This is a genomic window from Halobacillus sp. K22 (genome assembly GCF_052246795.1).
Classification (GTDB): Bacteria; Bacillota; Bacilli; order Bacillales; family Halobacillaceae; genus Halobacillus.
Genome location: NZ_JBQQCN010000023.1, coordinates 52,339 through 73,429, shown reverse-complemented (window position 1 = coordinate 73,429; position 21,091 = coordinate 52,339). Strand labels below are relative to the sequence as shown.

The window sequence follows — 21,091 nt, the reverse complement described above, 5'->3', positions numbered from 1 at the left end:
ATCTTGAATAGCTTTACATTCAATTATAGCAATGGATTCGTGGAGGGACTAAACAATCAGACGAAGGTTATTAAACGAAATGCCTTTGGTTTCAGAAGATATGACCGTCTCCGATTGAAGGTTCTTCATCATCAATATAAACACAGTAGAAATTTTCAAGTTGGTTAAGGGGCAGGAGCTTGCCTCCTACCCCAACAATTGACTTAGAACCTTTATTGAACAAGCAAGTAGATCTGGGAAAGCCCTCCAACTAAAAGTAAGATAGCAGACAGAGAGAAGAGAATTAACATCTGTTTGGTGGTCATTCTTTACACACCTTTCATGTTAGAAATACATAACTTTATATTATAAATAGATAACATTTATTGTAATAATACAAAAACCCTGCGGAACGAGCTTCCGCAGGGTTTGATTATTTAAATAGTTCTTGAATCTCTTCTTCACTAAGCGAAGTGAGCATGGACTCACCAGGCTGAATAATTTGATCCACAAGGTCTCTTTTCTTTTGCTGCAGTTGGTAAATCCGTTCTTCAATGGTTCCTTCTGAAATCATGCGGATTACTTGTACGACTCTGTCCTGCCCAATTCTATGAGCACGTCCTGCAGCTTGTTCTTCAATAGCCGGATTCCACCACAGATCATACAAAATTACTGTATCGGCGCCCGTCAGGTTCAAACCTGTCCCTCCTGCTTTAAGGGAAATAAAGAATGCATCTTTTTCTCCCTGGTTGAACCGTTCCACCATGTCCATCCGTTTGTCGGCTTTCGTACTTCCGTCTAAATAGAATCCGTCAATACCATCGCTGGAGAGCTCCTGATGCAATAACGTTAACATGCTGGAGAACTGTGAAAAGATAAGCAGACGGTGTCCACTTTCTTTCATTTCGTGAGCCAATTCTTTTAACTGATCGAGTTTCCCGGAGCCCCCCTCGTAATTTTCAAGGAAGAGAGAAGGGTGACAGCAGATTTGTCTCAGGCGTGTTAGGCCGGCAAGAATCTCAATTTTTCCGCGCTGGATTCCTTTTGTAGCAATAGTTTCCTGGATATCATTTTGAATACGTTCTAAGTACGCCAGGTAAACCTCTTTTTGTTCCCTAGTAAGTTCTGAATATTGGACTGTATCGATCTTATCCGGAAGTTCATCAAGTACTTCCGTCTTCATACGCCGGAGTATAAAAGGACGAGTCATGCGTGCAATTTTCTCTGGCTTCATTTGCATGAATTTTTTCTTGCTTGTGTAAAAACCAGGCATGATTGTTCTGAAAATCGACCAAAGCTCTTGAAGTGAATTTTCAATAGGCGTACCACTTAAAGCAAAGCGATGCCTGGATCGAATCGTCCTGACAGCGGATGCAGTCTTAGTTGTATCATTTTTTATAGCCTGCGATTCATCGAGAATCATAGCGTGAAATTGAGTCGTTTCATAAAATTTTGCATCCTGACGTAGCAAAGGATAAGAGGTGATCCACACGTGTGCTGATCCTTCTGTAATCATCTGCTGCCGGGCAAGTGGGTCACCGGAGATGATTTGTACCGTTAATTCTGGAGCAAACTTTTCGAGTTCTTTTTTCCAATTATAAACGAGTGACGCAGGTGTAATAATTAAGACGGGCGCGTTCAATGTACCTTCTTCCTTTTCATGGAGAAGAAAAGTAATGGCTTGAATGGTTTTACCTAAGCCCATATCATCCGCAAGAATGCCGCCTAATCCATAGGTTGCCAGAGTTTTCATCCAGCGGAAACCTGTCATCTGATAAGGGCGGAGATCTGCTTTTAATCCATCTGGTTTATTTAAATTAAACGTTTCTGGAGATTGAAGACGTTCCACCAGTTGAGTAAACTTCTGATCCCGCTCCGATTCTCCTGGCTGCAGCACATCTTCTACTTGCAGGGTCCGGGCCTGAGACACATGCAGTTCACTGCTGTCAATATCTTTAGAGGAGAGGTCCAGTTCATCGGCCAATCTCTGAAAACGTTCGAAGGAGTCAGAAGTCAGTGAAAGTAGACTTCCATCAGAAAGTCGGTAATACTTTTTACGCTCTATCGCAGCTTTCATTGCAGCACTTACGTCATCAGAACTTATTCCATCGATGCCGAAACTGATATCCAGCCAGCTGCCATCGCTTTCCACCTTTACGGAAGGTTTAAGCTCATGATCCTGTTCGGCAAGCAGGGATCGGACAGAGGAAGAAAGATAAACTTCAGCATGCTCTTTTAATCTTTGCAGATATTCGGAAAAGAAGGTGTCAATCGCTTCTTCTTCTTCGATATAGACGATTTCTCCATCAAATTTAAATTCGGCGTACTCAATAATTTGTATGATGGCCTGTTCTATTGTACTGTTTCGCTGAATAATGGTCTGATTGGGGACCGAGTTCTGTTTAAAAGGATCTATAATTAGCTCTCCGTAGCGAAACCGGACATTGATCGTTAGGGTCCACTGGAAGAAATCCAAATAAACTTCCGCTTGAAGCGGCTGTTGGCTGATTTTTTTCTGTGCTGTTTGATCCAGCTGTACTTCTGCGATTGTTTCAAGCTCTGGAAGTACATAAGAAACAATGCCCTCCATATCTGAGTGACTCACGGTATGGTTTCCGTTTGAGTTATAAGGAAGCAAAGTGTAAAGTGTTCCGAGCACTTCCTCTTTTTGCGGGTCCAGCGCATAGAAAGTGCTTTCTTTATATAAAAGGTGATAATCAGCTAAATAATCATAGTTTTTCAAATGGTTCATATGCATATGAAAGTGACCGCGTTCTTCAGATATATAAAAAGAAAGCTCTGGAAATTCAGTTTTATAGCGTAACTGACCAGCGAGCTCTCCCTTAACAGAAACTTGAGCCTGCTGCTCCTCAAGCTTGGGCAATAGATCCTGGGCTAGCACCGGGGAGATACGTAACGTTTTCTTATCGTTTTGTGTCCATTGCTGCTCATAGAAACGTTCTTGCTCATAGGCTTGCTGTAAAAGTGACAAGATTTCTTTATCCTTTTCTTCGAATACGTGGTCAGCCGGGTCAAATGTGAACTTTTTAGATATCTGGTAAGGTTGATCTTTTTGAATATGTTCCAACAGTTCACGAATGTCTTTGATAACATACGGATATCCTTCACCAAACTTTAATTCTACACTTAGATTCTTAGTGCCCAGGAGAGATTGAAGATGAAGAAAGTATTGAATTTGAATTGGCTTCTTTAAGCCTTCTGACTGCCGGTTCTCTTGACGCTGGCGGAAAGTTTCAAATAATCGCATGGCAAACAAACGATCATGGTTGGTTTCTTTCTTCACCTGTCGTCCTTTCACGGCAAGCTTGGGACCGAGTTCCTCAAGGGCACGTTCACGGATAGCTATTAAGACGGCAGCGATATGTTTACATGTATAGTAATTATTGTAAGCTTCACATTCACAGGTGGCTTCCACATCATCTTCTTCAAAGAAGAAAATCCGCACTTCGTAATCATGCGTACCAGCAACTACAGCCCGCCAAGAGCGGATAGCACCGTTATAAGAAAGTCCATATACTTTATTTGCTTCATAATATTGTTTTCCACGTTTGTAAAAGGTGTGGCCGGTTATTTTCTTGATATCACTTGGTTGTAATAAGTACGATTGCATAAATGGCATCCTTACTATCTGTATTTCCTCTATTATAACAGGTTTGAACAGATGATAATTAACTATATCTGTCACCTCGGGTCCCCCATAAATTCCTACCTCAGGTATTCCAGGATATGGATGACCTGAGGTAGGAATTTATGCAAGCGAAAATAGGGGATTTAGTTGATTCTTGATTGATTTTAATGCATGGTTGTGCTAACTTTCAAAGTATGAGTTTATAAATTCGAGATTACTGCTCAATCGAGTGAGCGGTTTTTTTATGGAGTGAATCGGCCAATGTGATACGTATATCCTACCTTACGTAAGTCACCCGAATGAACATAATAATATGGAGGATATGACGATGAATATTCAAGACGAAATGAAAAAACGCCGTACGTTTGCTATTATATCCCACCCTGATGCCGGGAAAACGACAATGACTGAGAAAATGCTGTTATTTGGTAACCTTATCCGTTCAGCAGGTACTGTAAAAGGTAAAAAATCAGGAAAGTTCGCCACTTCGGACTGGATGGAAATTGAGAAACAGCGAGGAATTTCTGTTACTTCCAGTGTAATGAATTTTCCATACAAAGGCTACCAGGTTAATATCCTTGATACGCCAGGGCACGAAGATTTCAGTGAAGATACGTACCGAACCCTGACGGCTGTAGACAGTGTGGTTATGGTGATCGACGGAACTAAGGGGATTGAAGCCCAAACCCTGAAACTATTTAAAGTTTGTAAAATGCGCGGTATTCCTATTTTCACTTTCATTAATAAAATGGACCGTGAAGGGCGTGAGCCATTTGAACTTATGGAAGAAATTGAGGAAACCCTTAACATTGAAACCTACCCAATGACTTGGCCAGCCGGCATGGGGAAAAGGTTCTTGGGAGTTTTTGACAGAAATAACGAACAATTTGTACATTACACAGGTAATGAAGAAGAAGCTTATATTCCTTATAATGAGCTGGATCAGTATCCGGAGCTTACCGAAAACGCTACATTTAAAGAGGCCGAAGAAGAAATGCAGCTTGTAGATGAAGCGGGAGACGGCTTTGATATGGATAAAGTTATGAAAGGTGATCAAACTCCTGTATTCTTCGGAAGCGCTCTTGCCCCTTTTGGTGTAGAAACGTTCTTTAACTCTTTCATTGAGATGGCTCCAGAGCCTGCCCCAAGGAAGTCGACCGAGGGAGTCGTCTCACCGGATCATGAGGAATTCTCTGGATTTATCTTCAAAATCCAGGCGAATATGAATCCACAGCACAGAGACCGGATAGCCTTCGTAAGAGTTTGCTCAGGTAAATTCGAACGTGGTATGAACGTAACCTTGTCGCGTACAGGGAAATCTTTTAAGCTGGCACAATCCCAGCAGTTTGTCGCTTCCTCCCGCGGAACGGTTGAAGAAGGTTATGCTGGAGATATTATTGGAATTTATGATCCGAACGTGTATCGAATTGGGGATACCATCGTTACCGGTAAATCAAATTTCGAATACGACGAATTGCCTCAGTTCCCGCCGGAATTGTTCAAGAAAGTAACGGCCAAGAACGTAATGAAGTCCAAACAATTCAGAAAAGGATTGGAACAGCTGGTGCAAGAAGGAGCGATTCAGCTGTTTAAACGTTATCGCTTTGAAGACTATATTATTGGAGCTGTAGGTGAACTTCAGTATGAAGTCTTCGAATATCGTATGAAGAATGAGTATAATGTTGAAGTAGAACTTACTTCAGTTGGAGAGCGTATCCCTCGCTGGCTGCGAGAAGATCAGGTGGATGAATCCTTATTTGATGAACGGAATATGCTGGTAGAGGACCGGGAAGGCAATCCGTTAGTTCTTTTCAAAAACGATTTCTCGCTCCGCTGGTTTGAAGATAAACATCCTAAGATAGAATTGACCGATCTTTTTGAAGTGAACCAGTACAATCAGACATTTGAATAAAAATAGGAAAGCCACTACAAATATTTGTAGTGGTTTTTTAACAGGAAAATCTGTCTATAGCTTTCGAATATCCACAATACAACATAACAAATGATTATAACACTAGCTGATCAAACATCTGGGTGGGAGATTATACAGGCTGTTAAGACTTATGCTCTTCTGTCTGATGTTCCCATATTTATCTCTAGTGCTATCAGTGAATCTTCAAATGTGCCCGAAATCGAAGTCGAAGGATATCTGGTCAAACCTTACCCGTTAAGAAAACTTTCAACTATTATCATGAAGACCCTTTTACATGAAAATAAAAATGGTCAAATTCTTGTTGCTAAGGAAGAGAAACTAATGAAACTCCTGAGAATTTTTAATTCTCAGGAGTTTATTTAATGTAGTAAAAGTTTGTGTCTATTCAGTACCGAATGTTTGTTCGTTTAATGTTAGAATGATAAACTATTGTGGTAAACTAAGGATGACTAGTTAAGAACGGAGGTTTTCGTCATGGAGAATAAATTTGAATTGGTTTCACAATATTCCCCGCAAGGAGATCAGCCGCGAGCAATTCAGGAGCTTGTAGATGGAATAAATCGTGGTGAAAGACATCAGACTCTTTTAGGGGCGACAGGGACAGGAAAAACGTTTACCATGTCCAACGTGATCCAAGAAGTCAATAAACCTACATTGATCATTGCCCACAATAAAACGCTGGCCGGCCAGCTGTACAGCGAGTTTAAGGAGTTTTTCCCAAACAATGCTGTTGAATATTTTGTCAGTTATTATGACTATTATCAGCCGGAGGCCTACGTGCCTTCCTCTGATACATTTATAGAAAAAGACGCGAGCATCAATGATGAAATTGATAAGCTTAGACACTCTGCAACTTCAGCTTTGTTTGAACGAAACGACGTTATTATTGTGGCAAGTGTATCTTGTATTTACGGTTTAGGTTCTCCAGACGAATACCGCAGTCAGGTACTATCGATCCGTTCAGGAATGGAAAAAGATCGTGACGAATTACTGCGTAATCTGGTAGATATTCAGTATGCACGTAACGATATTGACTTCCAGCGGGGGACGTTCCGGGTACGTGGAGACTCTGTTGAAATCATACCAGCATCCCGTGAAGAACATGCCATCCGTGTCGAGTTTTTCGGTGATGAAATCGATCGGATTCGTGAAATAGACGTGCTGACAGGAGAAGTTATGGGCGACCGAGAGCATGTAGCTATCTTCCCAGCTTCTCACTTCGTAACACGAGAGTCTAAGCTTAAAAAAGCAATTGTTAATATAGAGCAGGAAATGATCGAACGCGTGAAAAAATTGCGTGAGCAAAATAAATTGCTCGAAGCCCAGCGTTTAGAACAGCGGACGAACTATGATTTAGAAATGATGAATGAAATGGGTTTTTGCTCAGGGATCGAAAACTACTCGCGTCATCTGACATTTCGTGAACCAGGCGCAACTCCATACACACTCCTGGATTACTTTCCAGATGATTTCATGATTATGGCAGATGAGTCGCACGTTACACTTCCTCAAGTACGGGGTATGTACAATGGGGACCAGGCACGTAAACAGGTACTCGTTGATCATGGTTTCCGACTACCTTCAGCGCTCGATAACCGGCCGCTTAAGTTTCCGGAGTTTGAAAATCATATTAATCAAATCACATATGTATCTGCTACTCCAGGACCTTATGAATTAGAACATACGCCTAAAGTCATTGAACAGATCATCCGGCCGACTGGTCTGCTTGACCCAGAAATTGATGTACGTCCGATTCATGGACAAATCGATGATCTTGTAGGTGAAATTAACAAGCGTGCAGAAAGAAACGAACGGGTCCTTGTGACAACGTTAACGAAGAAAATGTCTGAAGATCTTACGGATTATTTGAAAGAACTTGGCATCAAAGTTGCTTACTTGCACTCTGAAATTAAAACATTGGAAAGAATAGAAGTTATACGCGACCTCCGTGTCGGTAAATACGATGTAATTATTGGTATTAACCTGCTTAGAGAGGGGCTTGACATCCCTGAGGTTTCTCTAGTAACTATTCTCGATGCTGACAAAGAAGGCTTCTTAAGGTCAGACCGCTCGCTTATTCAGACGATTGGAAGAGCTGCTCGTAACGAGAACGGACGTGTCATTATGTATGCGGATAAAATTACGAAATCGATGCAGTTCGCAATTGACGAAACGTACCGGCGTCGTGAAAAGCAAATTGCGTATAATGAAGAACACGGGATAACACCGAAAACAATCAATAAAGAAGTCCGTGATGTTATTAAAGCAACGGCCGTTTCTGAAGAAGAAGGTTCTTACGATAGCGGTATGAAGCGACCTTCTGAGATGACGAAGAAAGAACGTCAGGAAACGATTGACAATATGGAAACAGAAATGAAACAGGCGGCCCGCGATTTAGATTTCGAAAGAGCGGCCGAATTACGAGATATATTATTGGAACTAAAAGCGGAGGGATGAGGAAGTATGGCCAGCAAGCATATTAGTATTAAAGGAGCCAGAGCCCACAATTTAAAAGGAATCGACATCGACATTCCTAAGAATAAACTTGTTGTTATGACAGGACTGTCGGGTTCCGGGAAGTCTTCTTTGGCGTTTGATACCATCTATGCAGAGGGACAGCGCCGTTATGTTGAATCATTAAGTGCCTATGCCCGGCAATTCTTAGGGCAAATGGACAAACCTGACGTAGACTCCATCGAGGGTCTCTCGCCAGCCATCTCGATTGATCAGAAAACAACCAGTCGTAACCCCAGGTCAACGGTGGGAACAGTAACAGAAATTTATGACTATCTGCGTCTGCTTTTTGCTCGCGTAGGGCGGCCTACCTGTCCAAAACACGGAATTGAAATTAATTCTCAGACCGTACAGCAGATGGTTGATCAAATCATGGAGTATCCGGAAAGAACGAAGATGCAAATTCTCTCGCCAGTGGTATCCGGACGAAAAGGCGAGCACGCCAAGGTTTTTGAACAATTGCAGAAAGAAGGATATGTGCGTCTGCGTGTGGACGGAGAAATGCGTGAGATTTCCGAGGAAATAAATCTGAACAAAAATAAAAAACACTCTATTGAAGTAGTAGTGGACCGAATTGTGGTTAAAGAAGGAGTCGAGGGTCGATTATCCGACTCAATTGAAACGGCCTTAAAATTAGGCGGAGGACATACCCTGGTCGATGTTATAGGAGAGGAAGAACTGTCTTTCTCAGAGCATCATGCTTGTCCAATTTGCGGCTTTTCTGTAAGCGAACTCGAACCCAGAATGTTCTCTTTCAATAGTCCCTACGGGGCTTGTAACCGGTGTGACGGCCTCGGTACTCAGTTGGAAGTAGATATTGATCTAGTCATTCCCGACTGGTCTCGTTCGCTTAAAGAACATGCCATTGCTGCGTGGGAACCCACCAGCTCTCAATATTATCCTCAACTCTTGAAAAGTGTAGCTGACCATTACGGTATAGATATGGATGTTCCTATTCAGGATTTACCTAAGGAACACATGGAACGAATCTTATATGGAAGCGGCGATGAAAAAGTTTACTTTCGCTATGAGAATGATTTTGGAAAAGTAAGGGAAAATGAAATTTTCTTCGAAGGGGTTATTCCAAATATTTCACGGCGTTATCGTGAAACGAGTTCGGATTTTATTCGCGAGCAAATGGAAAAATATATGGCCCAAAAACCATGTCCTAAGTGTGAAGGCAACCGCTTGAATGAAGAAGCACTTGCTGTATTAATCAACGGAAAACACATTGGTATAACAACTGATTATTCCGTTACCGAAGCGAAGGAATTTTTTGAAGGACTGGAATTGACTGAAAAAGAAGAAACAATTGCCCGCATGATCTTAAAAGAAATCTGTGAAAGACTCAGTTTCCTCGCGAACGTTGGGCTGGACTATTTAACCTTGTCCCGTTCCGCAGGTACACTTTCGGGTGGAGAAGCACAGCGTATTCGTTTGGCAACTCAGATTGGTTCTGCTCTAACCGGGGTGCTTTATGTACTCGATGAGCCTTCTATCGGTCTTCACCAGCGTGACAACGATCGGCTGATTAATACGTTGAAGCGTATGAGAGATCTGGATAACACCCTGATTGTTGTGGAACATGATGAAGATACGATGCTCGCAGCGGACTATTTAATTGATATCGGGCCGGGGGCTGGTGCTCACGGCGGTGAGATCGTTTCTCAAGGGACACCTAAGCAAGTGATGAAAAGCGGTAAGTCATTAACAGGCCAGTATTTGTCCGGCAAAAAATTCATTCCGCTTCCTGCTGAGAGAAGAAAACCCGATGAGCGCTTCTTAAAGATCAAAGGCGCAGAAGAAAATAACTTAAAAAATGTAAATGCACAAATTCCATTAGGTCTGTTCACAGCTGTCACAGGCGTGTCAGGGTCTGGTAAAAGTACACTTATAAATGAGATTCTCTATAAATCACTTTCTATGAAATTGCATAGAGGTAAAGAAAAGCCAGGTAAGCATAAAACAATCGAAGGTATGGAATATTTGGAGAAAGTGATTGATATCGATCAATCGCCAATCGGCCGTACACCTCGTTCGAATCCAGCGACTTATACCGGAGTATTCGATAATATCCGTGATGTATTTGCTCAGACTAATGAAGCCAAAATTCGAGGATATAAAAAAGGCCGATTTAGTTTCAATGTTAAAGGCGGACGTTGTGAAGCCTGTCGTGGCGATGGAATTATTAAAATTGAAATGCATTTCCTTCCTGACGTTTATGTGCCTTGTGAAGTATGTGATGGCAAACGCTATAACCGGGAAACTCTAGAGGTTAAATACAAAGGAAAAAGTATTGCAGATGTATTAGCTATGACCATTGAGGAAGCCCTGGATTTCTTTAACAACATTCCAAAGATTAAACGGAAATTGCAGACAGTAGCTGATGTAGGTCTGGAATACATTAAACTGGGACAGCCGGCTACTACTCTCTCTGGAGGAGAAGCCCAGCGGGTGAAGCTTGCCAGTGAACTTCACCGCCGTTCGAACGGGAAGTCCTTTTACATCCTTGACGAACCGACTACCGGTCTGCATGTAGATGATATTTCCCGTCTGTTAAAAGTACTTCAGCGACTTGTCGATAACGGGGACAGCGTATTGATTATCGAACATGACCTTGATGTGATCAAAGAAGCCGATTATATTCTCGATCTTGGTCCTGAAGGCGGAGATAAAGGCGGGAAAATTATTGCTACGGGTACACCTGAAGAAGTAGCGGAAACTCAAGCATCTTACACAGGTCATTATCTTAAGCCCGTATTGGAACGCGATAGAAAACGCATGGAGGAAAGGTTAGAGTCCAAGGAAAAAGCAACTAACAAGTAGATTTTTTGACGCCTTCCTCCAATTTACGTATCGTGGATGATAGGATAATTAGACGATCAAAAGGAGGTTCTTTCCCTTTGGTCGATATATAAAAGACATCAGGAACACACAGTATTTTATTTTTTTGAAATTCTGGTCATCAGGATGTTTAGACAGGAGGAATTCGCAGTGGAACCAATTAATCAAACTGAGGTTCAAAAAAAGATAGACAGCCTGGCTCAAAAGGATGTCTATATCCATCTAGAAACTACTAACGGGGCCTATGCGAGTCACTTTGATGAGGAAGCCTATAATGTAGGTGCGTTTATTCGCAATGCCCACGTAAAATACCAGCATGGGAAAATCGTCAGTACCGGAGGAGCATACCGTGTTGGTCTTAAATTAGATATCGGCTGGGTTTATGCAGAAGGGGTAAGTGATTTTGAAATTGATGATAAAAATCGTTTGCTTATGGCCGGTCATGATCGTGAGGGACGTCTAATGGTGGCTTTAGAAATTAGTGAGACCCCATTTTCACATGAGGCTGATCCTGATGAGTGAAGAACACGTAGTCGTTATTTTTCCACACCCTGATGATGAATCTTTTGGTGCTTCTGGCACTATAGCTAAATACAGAGAGCAAGGTGTTCCAGTTACTTACTTGTGCGGAACGCTTGGGGAGATGGGAAGAAATATGGGTAACCCTGTCTTTGCTAATCGAGAGACGCTGTCCTCCTTCCGTAAAAAAGAATTAGAGGAAGCAGCGAAACAGTTGGACATCAATGTCGAGCTGCTGGGCTATCGAGATAAAACTCTTGAATTTGAACCTATCGAGCAAGTTGCCAGTCACTTAAAAGAAAAAATTGAATCACTTAATGCTACTTTGGTTATCACCCATTATCCTGGTTATGCGGTCCATCCGGATCATGATGCGTTAGGTGCCGCTGCTGTAGAAGCAGTGAAAAAGATTGATTCTCAAAAACGTCCGGATGTATGGATGCATGCTATTTCCAACAATCATGAAGCTGAGCTTGGAGATCCTGATCTGATATATGATATAACACCTTACTGGGATAACAAATTAGCAGCAATTAAGGCCCACCTTTCTCAGGCTGATGGAATGATGAGCTTATTAAATAACCAGCCAGAACAGTTAGAACGTTTAAAAACCGAACGATTTTATCGTTATTCATTTGCGTAACACCAACGACACCTTGGAATGGACACCCCTGTCTTTTTCAAGGTGTATTTTTAATTGGTTTTTTTATTCCGAGTGGCGGGAATGCTTTACTAATGAGAAAAGGAGATGGTAGTCATGAATGAAGAGCGCATGAAGATTTTAAAAATGATTGAAGAAGGCAACGTATCAGCTGAAGAAGGTGCGAAGCTTCTTGCTGCTGTAGAAAACAGGGAAGCTGATGAATCAAAATCAGAAGAAAAAGAGAAAAAGAAATATGGAATTAAAAATTTCCTCGGCGACGCTGTTGAAAAAATAAAAAACTCAGATTTTGATCTCTCGTTCGGCGAATATGTGGAATTTGATTATGAGACCCAGACCGAATCCGATCATTTTAATGATATAGATATTTCTATCGCCAATGGTTCTCTTGAGGTAGACACCTGGGATGCTGACTATGTGAAAGCCGCCTACCACGTGCGAGTTTATCAGGTAGATACAGAAGAAGAAGCTAAGAGCCATTTCTTAGCGGATGGCCAGCTTGATATTCGTAATGGACTTTTACGTTTAGCCAGTCCTTCTAAAAAAATTAAGACGTTCGTTCATCTTACCCTCCCTAAAAAGCGATATGACTTCATTAAATCGAAACTGACGAACGGCACCATCACTGTTAATCATCTAGATAGTGATTACTACCAGCTTAAAACTTCTAATGGAAGAATACAGTTGAACAGTGTCACAGGGGAAACCTGCAAAGTAGAGACAGGTAATGGAGCTATTACCGTTGCCGACGGTGTATTTGATACATGTGAAATGGATACATTGAATGGTGCGGTTACCCTGGGCGGAGATTTTGGAAAAAGTGATGTTTCTGCAGTAAGTGGAAGTATCACAGTCGATCATTTTGGAGAAAAAGCCCATACCGGTTTTTACAAAGCCACTACAGGCAGTATTAAAGTGTCTCTGCCCAAACATAAACGGGTAGATGGAAAGCTGAGTACGAAATTTGGCAGCTTAAATTGCCAGATCGATAATTATAAAATATTGGATGACAAAAAAGAGGTCGTCAATAAACAACTGGCGTTTGAGGCATTTGAGGAATATGACTCTGCCTATCATATGGAGGCGGAAACGAAAACAGGCTCGGTTACAGTTTCCCCTTCCGGTCAAGAGTGAGTATCTTATAGTAGAAAGCGGGTGATCTAAGTGAAAAGCTGGCTGTTGCATATTTTGGTAAATGCGATCGCAATTATTGCTGTCGGTACTTTATTTGAGTCGATCCACATTGATGGGGTAGGCGGAGCCTTATTGGCAGCTTTTATATTGTCCATTTTAAATGCGATTGTCCGCCCTATTCTGGTTGTATTAACCCTGCCAATTACGATTGTTTCACTGGGGCTGTTTCTGTTGGTCATTAATGCTATTACACTATGGCTGACCGATGTATTCCTCGGCGGTACTTTTGAAATAGCAGGTTTTGGGATGGCGATTATTGCGGCTATCATTATTTCAATTATTAACCTAATATTGAATAGTCTGATAAAAGATATGAAATAGAAAAAAACCGTTCAAGCACTTTTTAGCTTGAACGGTTTTTTTGGCCCTACACGAAGCAGGTTGGATCGACCCTGCCACACTATGCGATGTTGAGCATTTTGATGGATGATTTCCTGCTCTCATATCTATTTTTCTTACAGCGTGCAGGGTGTCCGGTCTGCTCGTTTTCTGAGTATGTCCAAGATCTTGTAAAACATGCTACAATAGTGTTTAGTGATCGAACGACTAAGGAGGCATTTAATAGATGAGTAAAGTGCGTACAGAAGATTTATTGGATCAATTTCAGCTAGAATTGTTAGCGGGACAGGACGGCGTACACCGTGAAATACATACAAGTGACATTTCGCGTCCAGGCGTGGAGATGACGGGTTACTTTAAGTTTTATCCTAAAGAGCGTTTACAGCTTCTTGGGAAGACGGAACTTTCATATTTCAATGAGTTAACCAATGAACAACGTCATGAACGATCAGAAAAACTTTGTACCGATGTTACCCCAGGAATTGTTATAACAAGAGGAATGGATATTCCAAGTGAATTAATCACCGCAGCCCAGGAAGCCGGGGTACCATTAATGCGTTCTCCTCACAAAACGACAAGAGTAATCAGTCGACTTACCAACTTTCTTGAAACGAAATTTGCTCCATTTACGGCTATCCACGGTGTGTTAGTAGATATTTACGGGATAGGTGTCCTGATTACTGGACAAAGTGGTGTAGGTAAAAGTGAAACCGCACTTGAATTAGTGAAGCGGGGCCATCGTCTTGTGGCTGATGATAGTGTAGAAATACGTCAGGAAGACTATGATACTTTAATAGGGAACAGCCCTCCGCTAATTGAACATCTGCTGGAAATTCGTGGACTAGGGATTATTAACGTTATGACCTTGTTTGGGGCAGGGGCTGTTCGGAGTTTCAAACGGATCACGCTCATTATTAATCTGGAATTATGGGAGAAAAATAAACAGTATGATCGTCTTGGTCTTGAAGAAGAAACCATGAAAATTATGGACGTGGAAATCCCTAAAGCTACCATTCCGGTTCGCCCGGGGCGTAACCTGGCTGTCATTATCGAAGTAGCGGCCATGAACTTCCGTCTGAAACGTATGGGGGTTAATGCGGCTGAAGAATTTTCTGAACGTTTAACTAATGTAATTGACCAAGATCAGCAAAATGAATAAGGAGCGTGCGCGACATGACTTGTACACCTGAGGCTCTTGATCCTGTCTTAATCCAATTAGGACCTTTACCTATCTACTGGTATGGATTTATTATCGCAACGGGAGCCTTTTTAGGACTGTGGATTGCGACCAATGAAACCGAACGCCTGGGACTTAAAAAAGACTATATGGTGGATATTGTCGTTTACGCGATTCCAGTATCCATCTTATTTGCAAGAATTTATTACGTTATCTTCGAATGGGATCGGTACGCCGGCGGTCCGTGGTGGAAAGTTTTTGCCGTTTGGGAAGGCGGTATTGCTATACACGGAGCTTTAATAGGGGCCGTACTCACAGCCGTTGTGTACACGCGGGTAAAAGGAATTTCCTTTTGGATGATGGCGGATATCGCGGCGCCCAGCTTAATTCTTGGACAAGCGATTGGACGCTGGGGAAACTTTATGAACCAGGAAGCACATGGTGGTCCAGTTTCAGAAGCATTTTACAATAATTTTATGCAATATTTGCCTGGATTTATCAATCAGCAAATGTGCATTGAAGGCACGGTCTATCATCCCACTTTTCTATATGAATCGTTATGGAATATCCTGGGCTTTATTCTTCTCCTGGTACTGCGCCACAAATTTAATCCACGTCGTGGGGAAGTATTCTTAAGCTATGTTATTTGGTATTCTGTAGGACGTTTCTTTATTGAAGGTATGAGAACTGACAGCCTGTACTTGTTCGGAGAAATACGAATGGCTCAATTCATTTCTATCGTCTTAGTCTTATTCGCTGCAGCCGTGATGGTTTATCGTAGAAAAGCTAGGTACGCGGATAAATATTATAACGGAAAGAAAGCAAAATAAGGGAGAGTAGGAAATGAAGGGCATTTTTTTACGAGGGGGAAGGAAAGGCCTGGACCTCACGTGGTCACTTGGAAAGGTTATTTTTCCCGTAACTCTTATAGTAACGATCCTTCAATTTACACCAGTGTTGTCATGGGTTATGGATCAATTGGAACCATTGATGCAATGGATAGGACTTTCAGGGGAAGCGGCTGTTCCGCTTGTTTTAGGCAACTTTTTAAATTTGTATGCCGGTATAGCCGCGATTATTTCTTTTGATTTCACAGTAAAAGAAGTCTTTATCATGGCGGTCATGATGTCTTTTTCCCATAATCTGCTTATAGAATCAACGGTTGCCAAGCGAGTGGGAGTCAGCTGGTGGTTTGTTGCTGGAATAAGGATCGGCTTGGCTTTCTTGGCCGCTATTTTCATCAACCTTCTTTGGAATGGTGGAAGCAGTGCAGCTAAATACGGGATGACCCCGGAGAAGGCCGCTGATCCAGAAGGCTGGAACGAAATTATCTGGCAAGGCCTGCAGACTGCTTTTATGGGAATTTTCCAACTTGCTTTAATTGTCATTCCACTAATGGTTTTTATGCAGTATTTACGTGAGAAAGGCTGGTTGGACCGCTTCTCAGAATGGCTTGCTCCAGCCACCCGTTTCCTTGGAATGGAGCGGAACACCTCGATGACGCTAGCAGCGGGATTGACGATTGGCCTTGCGTATGGCGCTGGGTTAATGATTCAAGCTGTCGAGGAAGATGGAGTATCCAAAAAGGATATGTATTTGGCGCTAATTTTTTTAGTATCCTGCCACGCTGTGGTAGAAGATACACTGATATTTATTCCACTTGGCATACCAATATGGCCGCTGCTTGCAATACGGCTGGTGACCGCTATATTACTTACAGCGGCGGTCGGCTTTATATGGAATAAGCTACAACAGGAGAGAAAGGAAACTTCGAATGAACATACGCACCATTCTATTTGATTTAGATGGAACACTGATTGATACAAATGATCTGATTATCGCTTCATTTACTCATACAATAAGCGAGTACAGTGACCGATCGTATTCGAGAGATGAAATATTGGATTTTATCGGCCCTCCGCTCCGCGAAAGCTTAAAAAAGATTGATCCGGAGCGGGTAGAAGACATGGTAGAAACGTATCGGAAACACAATATTGAACATCATCAAGCTTACGTCAAAGCATATGACGGAGTGCCAGAAACGATACGACAGCTGAAGGAAGCTGGGTACCGAATGGGTATAGTCACTACCAAAATGAAAAACACGGTGCAGATGGGGCTTGAAATTACTGGGCTCGACGGCTTGTTTGAAACCATTATTACCCTTGATGATGTAACCAACGCAAAACCTCATCCTGAGCCTATCGTTAAGGCTCTTCAGGCTTTAGACTCCAAAGCCTCCGAGACTCTGATGGTTGGAGATAACACACATGATATTGAAGCAGGTCATAATGCTGGTACTCACACGGCCGGTGTAGCTTGGACGGTTAAAGGCAGAGAGGTACTTGAGCAGCTTAAACCTGATTATATGCTGAACCATATGAGTGAACTTCTAGAAATTACAGGGGGATAACCTATGAGAAAAACGGATCGGTATCCAGTTGAAGGTGCGAATTCTTTATGGCACATTTATAAGACGGTGCCGTTTTTCAAGGTGGTTAGAAACTTTACGGTTATTCAGGTTGCTCGCTACACCCCTTTTTTAGGGATGAAAAACTGGCTCTACCGAACATTTTTGCGCATGAAAGTTGGAAATCAGACTGCGTTCGCATTAATGGTTATGGTGGATATTATGTTCCCAGAACGAATACGAGTAGGACGCAATACGGTGATCGGCTATAACACAACTATTCTGGCTCACGAATATTTAATTGATGAATATCGCCTAGGGGATGTTCTCATTGGAGATGAAGTGATGATTGGGGCAAATACGACAATCCTCCCGGGCATTACTATTGGAGATCAAGCAGTTGTCTCCGCCGGAACGCTTGTTCATAAGGATGTGCCAGCAGGAACGTTTGTGGGAGGTAACCCGATGAAAGTGATTTACACCAAAGCAGAAATGGACGAACGTAGGGAAGCCGATTCTGTCTTTAAAAGCTCTACGAAAAGATAGTGTTGAGAAGGTTGCTAATTCCCCCTGCACCCTAAAGGTAAAAGTTGGGCTTTCTATTACTAAATCAATCACCTGCATCATTGATCAGAGGTTCTTAAAAAAAATGAGGTGAATTCATGAATATTCATCAATCTGTACTGCCCGCTGTGCGGAAGATCAAAGATTTTGAAACTTTATTAGAAAGTGAAACGGAATTTATCATTCTTTTAGACAGTCGGTTAGGATTACTTCGAAAACTGGTAAGAATCGGACATAAATCCGGGAAGAAAGTTCTTGTACACATCGATTTAATTCAAGGATTAAAAGCGGATGACTATGGAATGGAATATGTAGCCCAGGAAGTTAAACCTGACGGGGTGATATCGACAAGAGCCAATGTCATCCATCAGGCAAAAAAACATGGTCTTATTTCTGTCCAACGTTTATTTTTAATAGATAGCCAGGCTATTGATCATAATATAACGATCATAAAAAAAACGAAGCCGGATTTTGTCGAAGTTTTACCAGGGGTCTTACCGGGAATGATAAGAGAGATTAAAGATCAATTAGCTATCCCTGTAATTGCTGGCGGATTGATTCGAACGAATGATGAGATCAATCGAGCTCTTGAAGCCGGGGCTTCTGCAGTTTCAACTTCACGTTCTGATTTATGGCATTATCACCAAAGATAAACTTTTGTCCGTTCGTGATCGAAACTGACGTGGCCACACAAACGCTTTCAACTGAAGGCAATTAATTTGTGTGGTTTTTCTACGTAAGAACTGAGAAAGGGGAGAAGACTGTTGACGGAGTTCATGGGTGAACTGATTGGAACGATGATACTTATCATCCTTGGCGGCGGCGTTATTGCCGGTGCCAACTTAAAAGATACGAAGGCAGACGGAGGTTGGGTTCTCATTACTGTAGCATGGGGGCTGGCTGTGGCCATGGGTGTTTATGCCGTAGGAAAATTGACAGGTGGGCATATTAACCCGGCTGTTACGCTTGGACTTGCCTCTGTAGGGGATTTTCCGTGGCAGAAAGTTCCAATGTATATTTTAGCTCAGATGATAGGAGCATTTATTGGTGCAGTCATTGTATTCTTTCATTACATACCTCACTGGAAGGATACAGAAGACCAATTAGCTATTAAGTCTATTTTTTGTACAGATCCTGCGATTCGCAGTCCCATTTCCAATTTAATTAGTGAAATTATTGGAACCTTCGTCTTAGTGATGGGAATACTATTCATAGGCGCAAACGAATTTACAGAAGGTCTAAATCCCATAATCGTAGGCTTGTTAATTGTAGCCATCGGTATGTCTCTTGGAGCTACGACCGGCTATGCCATCAACCCGGCACGGGATCTTGGTCCGAGGATAGCTCATGCTGTTCTTCCCATTCCTGGGAAAGGGAGCTCTGATTGGAGTTATTCATGGGTGCCTGTTCTTGGTCCGATTATCGGGGGCGTGTATGGCGGATTATTTTATCAAGCTATATTTGAAGGAAGCTATACGGCGGGATTCTGGGTGTTATCCGTAATTATAGTGGCCCTGCTTATTTCATCAATGAATATAGAGTTGAAAAAGGCCCAAACTGCTTAAATATTTAATGATTAGAGGAGGAAAATAAGCGATGGAAAAATATATCTTATCAATTGATCAGGGAACGACGAGCTCTCGAGCTATCTTATTTAATCACGATGGTGAAATTGTGGAGACTGGACAGAAAGAATTTGAACAGTATTTTCCTAAACCCGGCTGGGTGGAACATGACGCTAACGAAATTTGGACTTCGGTACTTTCCTGTATTGCAGATGTACTTAGAAGAGCGGATATTGATCCAGGGCAGGTTGCAGGGATCGGAATTACGAATCAGCGTGAAACAACTGTTGTGTGGGATCGGAATACAGGGAAGCCAATCTATAAAGCGATTGTATGGCAGTCTCGTCAGACTCAGAAAATTTGTAATGAACTACGTGAGCAAGGCTTAAATGACACATTCCGTGATAAAACCGGCCTATTGCTTGATCCGTATTTTGCAGGTACAAAGGTGAAATGGATACTTGATCACGTAGATGGAGCGCGGGAAAAAGCTGAAAATGGAGAATTGATGTTCGGCACAATTGATACGTGGCTGATTTACAAACTGTCTGGACAGAAAGCTCATGTTACGGATTATTCTAATGCTTCACGTACGCTTATGTATAACATCTTTGATTTAAAATGGGATGAGGAACTGCTCGATATCCTTGGTGTACCCGAAAGTATGCTTCCAGAGGTCAAACCTTCCTCGGAAATATATGCACATACCGTAGATTATCATTTTTATGGAAAAGAAGTGCCTATCGCCGGAGTTGCTGGAGATCAGCAAGCAGCTTTATTTGGCCAGGCTTGTTTTGAAAAAGGTATGGCTAAAAACACCTATGGTACGGGTGGATTTATGTTAATGAACACTGGGGAAGAAGCAGTAAAATCTGATAATGGACTTTTAACAACTCTAGCCTGGGGAATTGACGGCAAAGTAGAGTATGCTTTAGAGGGCAGTATATTCGTTTCTGGATCAGCGATTCAGTGGTTGAGAGACGGTCTTCAAATGATTGAAGATTCTCCTCAAAGTGAAGAAATTGCCGGGCAGGTTAACAATACTGAGGGTGTCTACGTGGTGCCGGCGTTTGTGGGCTTAGGAACACCTTATTGGGATAGTGAAGCAAGAGGAGCCGTGTTCGGCCTTACTCGGGGTACTTCAAAAGCTCATTTTGTAAGAGCTACACTTGAATCCCTGGCTTACCAGACTAAGGACGTTGTGGATGCTATGATAGAAGATTCCGGAATTGAACTCAAAAAACTTCGTGTTGACGGAGGAGCCGTAAAAAACAACTTGTTAATGCAATTCCAGAGTGACCTTCTTGATGTTACAGTGGAAAGACCGGAAGTAAATGAAACTACAGCTCTTGGGTCTGCGTACCTCGCTGGCCTTGCCATCGGATTCTGGGAAACACGCGAAGATATTGCGGACCAGTGGAAGGTAGAACGTGAGTTTGAACCGACTATGAAGAAAGAAAAAAGAGAGGATCTTTATAAAGGCTGGCAAAAAGCAGTAGAGGCTACGCGAGTATTTAAACAAGATTGATTTTTGACTTTGGTAAGTAATCTGATATAATAGGACTACAAGTTAATTCTATCGGTCGGAGATATGGAGAGACCACGAACCTTTATGTGTATAGCATAAAGTCATTCGTGGTCTCTTTTCTTATAGCCGGTCAAAGATTCTATTTCTATAGGCAATTGCACACATACTTCCTCGATTAATGGGGAATAAACGTATCAGAAGATGGTAACATTAAT

17 protein-coding genes are annotated in these 21,091 nt (G+C 42.1%); 16 read left to right on the top strand and 1 reads right to left on the bottom strand.

Annotated features, from left to right (window positions below; all coding sequences use genetic code 11):
- The coding region (locus tag ACTWPM_RS15720) for a transposase (RefSeq protein ID WP_443133971.1) at positions 1-168 on the top strand (168 nt) is incomplete at its 5' end.
- Positions 169-412: 244 nt separating this feature from the next.
- Here the strand turns inward: ACTWPM_RS15720 and ACTWPM_RS15715 are convergent.
- Entirely contained in the window at positions 413-3,610 is a 3,198-nt protein-coding gene (locus tag ACTWPM_RS15715; RefSeq protein WP_443133969.1) for an SNF2 helicase associated domain-containing protein, read from the bottom strand.
- Positions 3,611-3,956: 346 nt separating this feature from the next.
- Between ACTWPM_RS15715 and ACTWPM_RS15710 the strand changes: the two genes are divergently transcribed.
- The 15 genes from ACTWPM_RS15710 to glpK all read left to right on the top strand — a co-directional run bounded on the left by ACTWPM_RS15710 (position 3,957) and on the right by glpK (position 20,876).
- A complete protein-coding gene (locus ACTWPM_RS15710; protein WP_443133968.1) occupies positions 3,957-5,540 on the top strand; it encodes a peptide chain release factor 3 in 1,584 nt (527 codons plus the stop codon).
- 495 nt (positions 5,541-6,035) lie between these two features.
- Positions 6,036-8,018, top strand: coding sequence for an excinuclease ABC subunit UvrB (gene uvrB, locus ACTWPM_RS15705; protein ID WP_443133967.1), 1,983 nt, complete (start codon positions 6,036-6,038; stop codon positions 8,016-8,018).
- A gap of 6 nt (positions 8,019-8,024) precedes the next feature.
- Entirely contained in the window at positions 8,025-10,901 is a 2,877-nt protein-coding gene (gene uvrA, locus ACTWPM_RS15700) for an excinuclease ABC subunit UvrA (protein WP_443133966.1), read from the top strand.
- Between the two features lie 168 nt (positions 10,902-11,069).
- Entirely contained in the window at positions 11,070-11,441 is a 372-nt protein-coding gene (locus ACTWPM_RS15695; RefSeq protein WP_443133965.1) for a YojF family protein, read from the top strand.
- Positions 11,434-12,081, top strand: coding sequence for a bacillithiol biosynthesis deacetylase BshB2 (gene bshB2, locus ACTWPM_RS15690; protein ID WP_443133964.1), 648 nt, complete (start codon positions 11,434-11,436; stop codon positions 12,079-12,081). The genes ACTWPM_RS15695 and bshB2 overlap by 8 nt, the downstream gene beginning before the upstream one ends.
- A 114-nt stretch (positions 12,082-12,195) precedes the next feature.
- Positions 12,196-13,233 carry a DUF4097 family beta strand repeat-containing protein gene (locus ACTWPM_RS15685; RefSeq protein WP_443133963.1) on the top strand — a complete coding sequence of 346 codons (1,038 nt, stop codon included), beginning with the start codon at positions 12,196-12,198 and terminating at the stop codon, positions 13,231-13,233.
- A gap of 30 nt (positions 13,234-13,263) precedes the next feature.
- Positions 13,264-13,614 carry a phage holin family protein gene (locus ACTWPM_RS15680; protein WP_443133962.1) on the top strand — a complete coding sequence of 117 codons (351 nt, stop codon included), beginning with the start codon at positions 13,264-13,266 and terminating at the stop codon, positions 13,612-13,614.
- 244 nt (positions 13,615-13,858) lie between these two features.
- The gene (gene hprK, locus ACTWPM_RS15675) at positions 13,859-14,791 is read left to right on the top strand and encodes an HPr(Ser) kinase/phosphatase (protein WP_443133961.1); all 933 of its coding nucleotides are present in this window, start codon (positions 13,859-13,861) and stop codon (positions 14,789-14,791) included.
- 14 nt (positions 14,792-14,805) lie between these two features.
- Positions 14,806-15,639 (top strand): prolipoprotein diacylglyceryl transferase, encoded by an 834-nt coding sequence (gene lgt, locus ACTWPM_RS15670; protein WP_443133960.1) that lies wholly within the window; start codon positions 14,806-14,808, stop codon positions 15,637-15,639.
- 13 nt (positions 15,640-15,652) lie between these two features.
- A complete protein-coding gene (locus ACTWPM_RS15665) occupies positions 15,653-16,609 on the top strand; it encodes a nucleoside recognition domain-containing protein (protein WP_443133959.1) in 957 nt (318 codons plus the stop codon).
- Positions 16,584-17,222: a pyrophosphatase PpaX gene (gene ppaX, locus ACTWPM_RS15660; protein WP_443133958.1), complete on the top strand. Its 639-nt coding sequence runs from the start codon at positions 16,584-16,586 to the stop codon at positions 17,220-17,222. The genes ACTWPM_RS15665 and ppaX overlap by 26 nt, the downstream gene beginning before the upstream one ends.
- 3 nt (positions 17,223-17,225) lie before the next feature.
- Positions 17,226-17,765 carry an acyltransferase gene (locus ACTWPM_RS15655; RefSeq protein ID WP_443133957.1) on the top strand — a complete coding sequence of 180 codons (540 nt, stop codon included), beginning with the start codon at positions 17,226-17,228 and terminating at the stop codon, positions 17,763-17,765.
- 116 nt (positions 17,766-17,881) lie between these two features.
- Entirely contained in the window at positions 17,882-18,436 is a 555-nt protein-coding gene (locus ACTWPM_RS15650; RefSeq protein ID WP_443133956.1) for a glycerol-3-phosphate responsive antiterminator, read from the top strand.
- Between the two features lie 111 nt (positions 18,437-18,547).
- The gene (locus ACTWPM_RS15645) at positions 18,548-19,348 is read left to right on the top strand and encodes an MIP/aquaporin family protein (protein WP_443133955.1); all 801 of its coding nucleotides are present in this window, start codon (positions 18,548-18,550) and stop codon (positions 19,346-19,348) included.
- Between the two features lie 31 nt (positions 19,349-19,379).
- Positions 19,380-20,876 carry a glycerol kinase GlpK gene (gene glpK, locus ACTWPM_RS15640; protein ID WP_443133954.1) on the top strand — a complete coding sequence of 499 codons (1,497 nt, stop codon included), beginning with the start codon at positions 19,380-19,382 and terminating at the stop codon, positions 20,874-20,876.
- Positions 20,877-21,091: the final 215 nt, after the last annotated feature.

Excerpts from the sequence above, each read along its gene's own strand:
- ACTWPM_RS15715 (WP_443133969.1), bottom strand. The coding sequence starts at position 3,610 with ATGCAATCGTACTTATTACAACCAAGTGATATCAAGAAAATAACCGGC.
- ACTWPM_RS15710 (WP_443133968.1), top strand. The coding sequence starts at position 3,957 with ATGAATATTCAAGACGAAATGAAAAAACGCCGTACGTTTGCTATTATA.
- uvrB (WP_443133967.1), top strand. The coding sequence starts at position 6,036 with ATGGAGAATAAATTTGAATTGGTTTCACAATATTCCCCGCAAGGAGAT.
- uvrA (WP_443133966.1), top strand. The coding sequence starts at position 8,025 with ATGGCCAGCAAGCATATTAGTATTAAAGGAGCCAGAGCCCACAATTTA.
- bshB2 (WP_443133964.1), top strand. The coding sequence starts at position 11,434 with ATGAGTGAAGAACACGTAGTCGTTATTTTTCCACACCCTGATGATGAA.
- ACTWPM_RS15685 (WP_443133963.1), top strand. The coding sequence starts at position 12,196 with ATGAATGAAGAGCGCATGAAGATTTTAAAAATGATTGAAGAAGGCAAC.
- hprK (WP_443133961.1), top strand. The coding sequence starts at position 13,859 with ATGAGTAAAGTGCGTACAGAAGATTTATTGGATCAATTTCAGCTAGAA.
- lgt (WP_443133960.1), top strand. The coding sequence starts at position 14,806 with ATGACTTGTACACCTGAGGCTCTTGATCCTGTCTTAATCCAATTAGGA.
- ACTWPM_RS15665 (WP_443133959.1), top strand. The coding sequence starts at position 15,653 with ATGAAGGGCATTTTTTTACGAGGGGGAAGGAAAGGCCTGGACCTCACG.
- ppaX (WP_443133958.1), top strand. The coding sequence starts at position 16,584 with ATGAACATACGCACCATTCTATTTGATTTAGATGGAACACTGATTGAT.
- ACTWPM_RS15655 (WP_443133957.1), top strand. The coding sequence starts at position 17,226 with ATGAGAAAAACGGATCGGTATCCAGTTGAAGGTGCGAATTCTTTATGG.
- ACTWPM_RS15650 (WP_443133956.1), top strand. The coding sequence starts at position 17,882 with ATGAATATTCATCAATCTGTACTGCCCGCTGTGCGGAAGATCAAAGAT.
- glpK (WP_443133954.1), top strand. The coding sequence starts at position 19,380 with ATGGAAAAATATATCTTATCAATTGATCAGGGAACGACGAGCTCTCGA.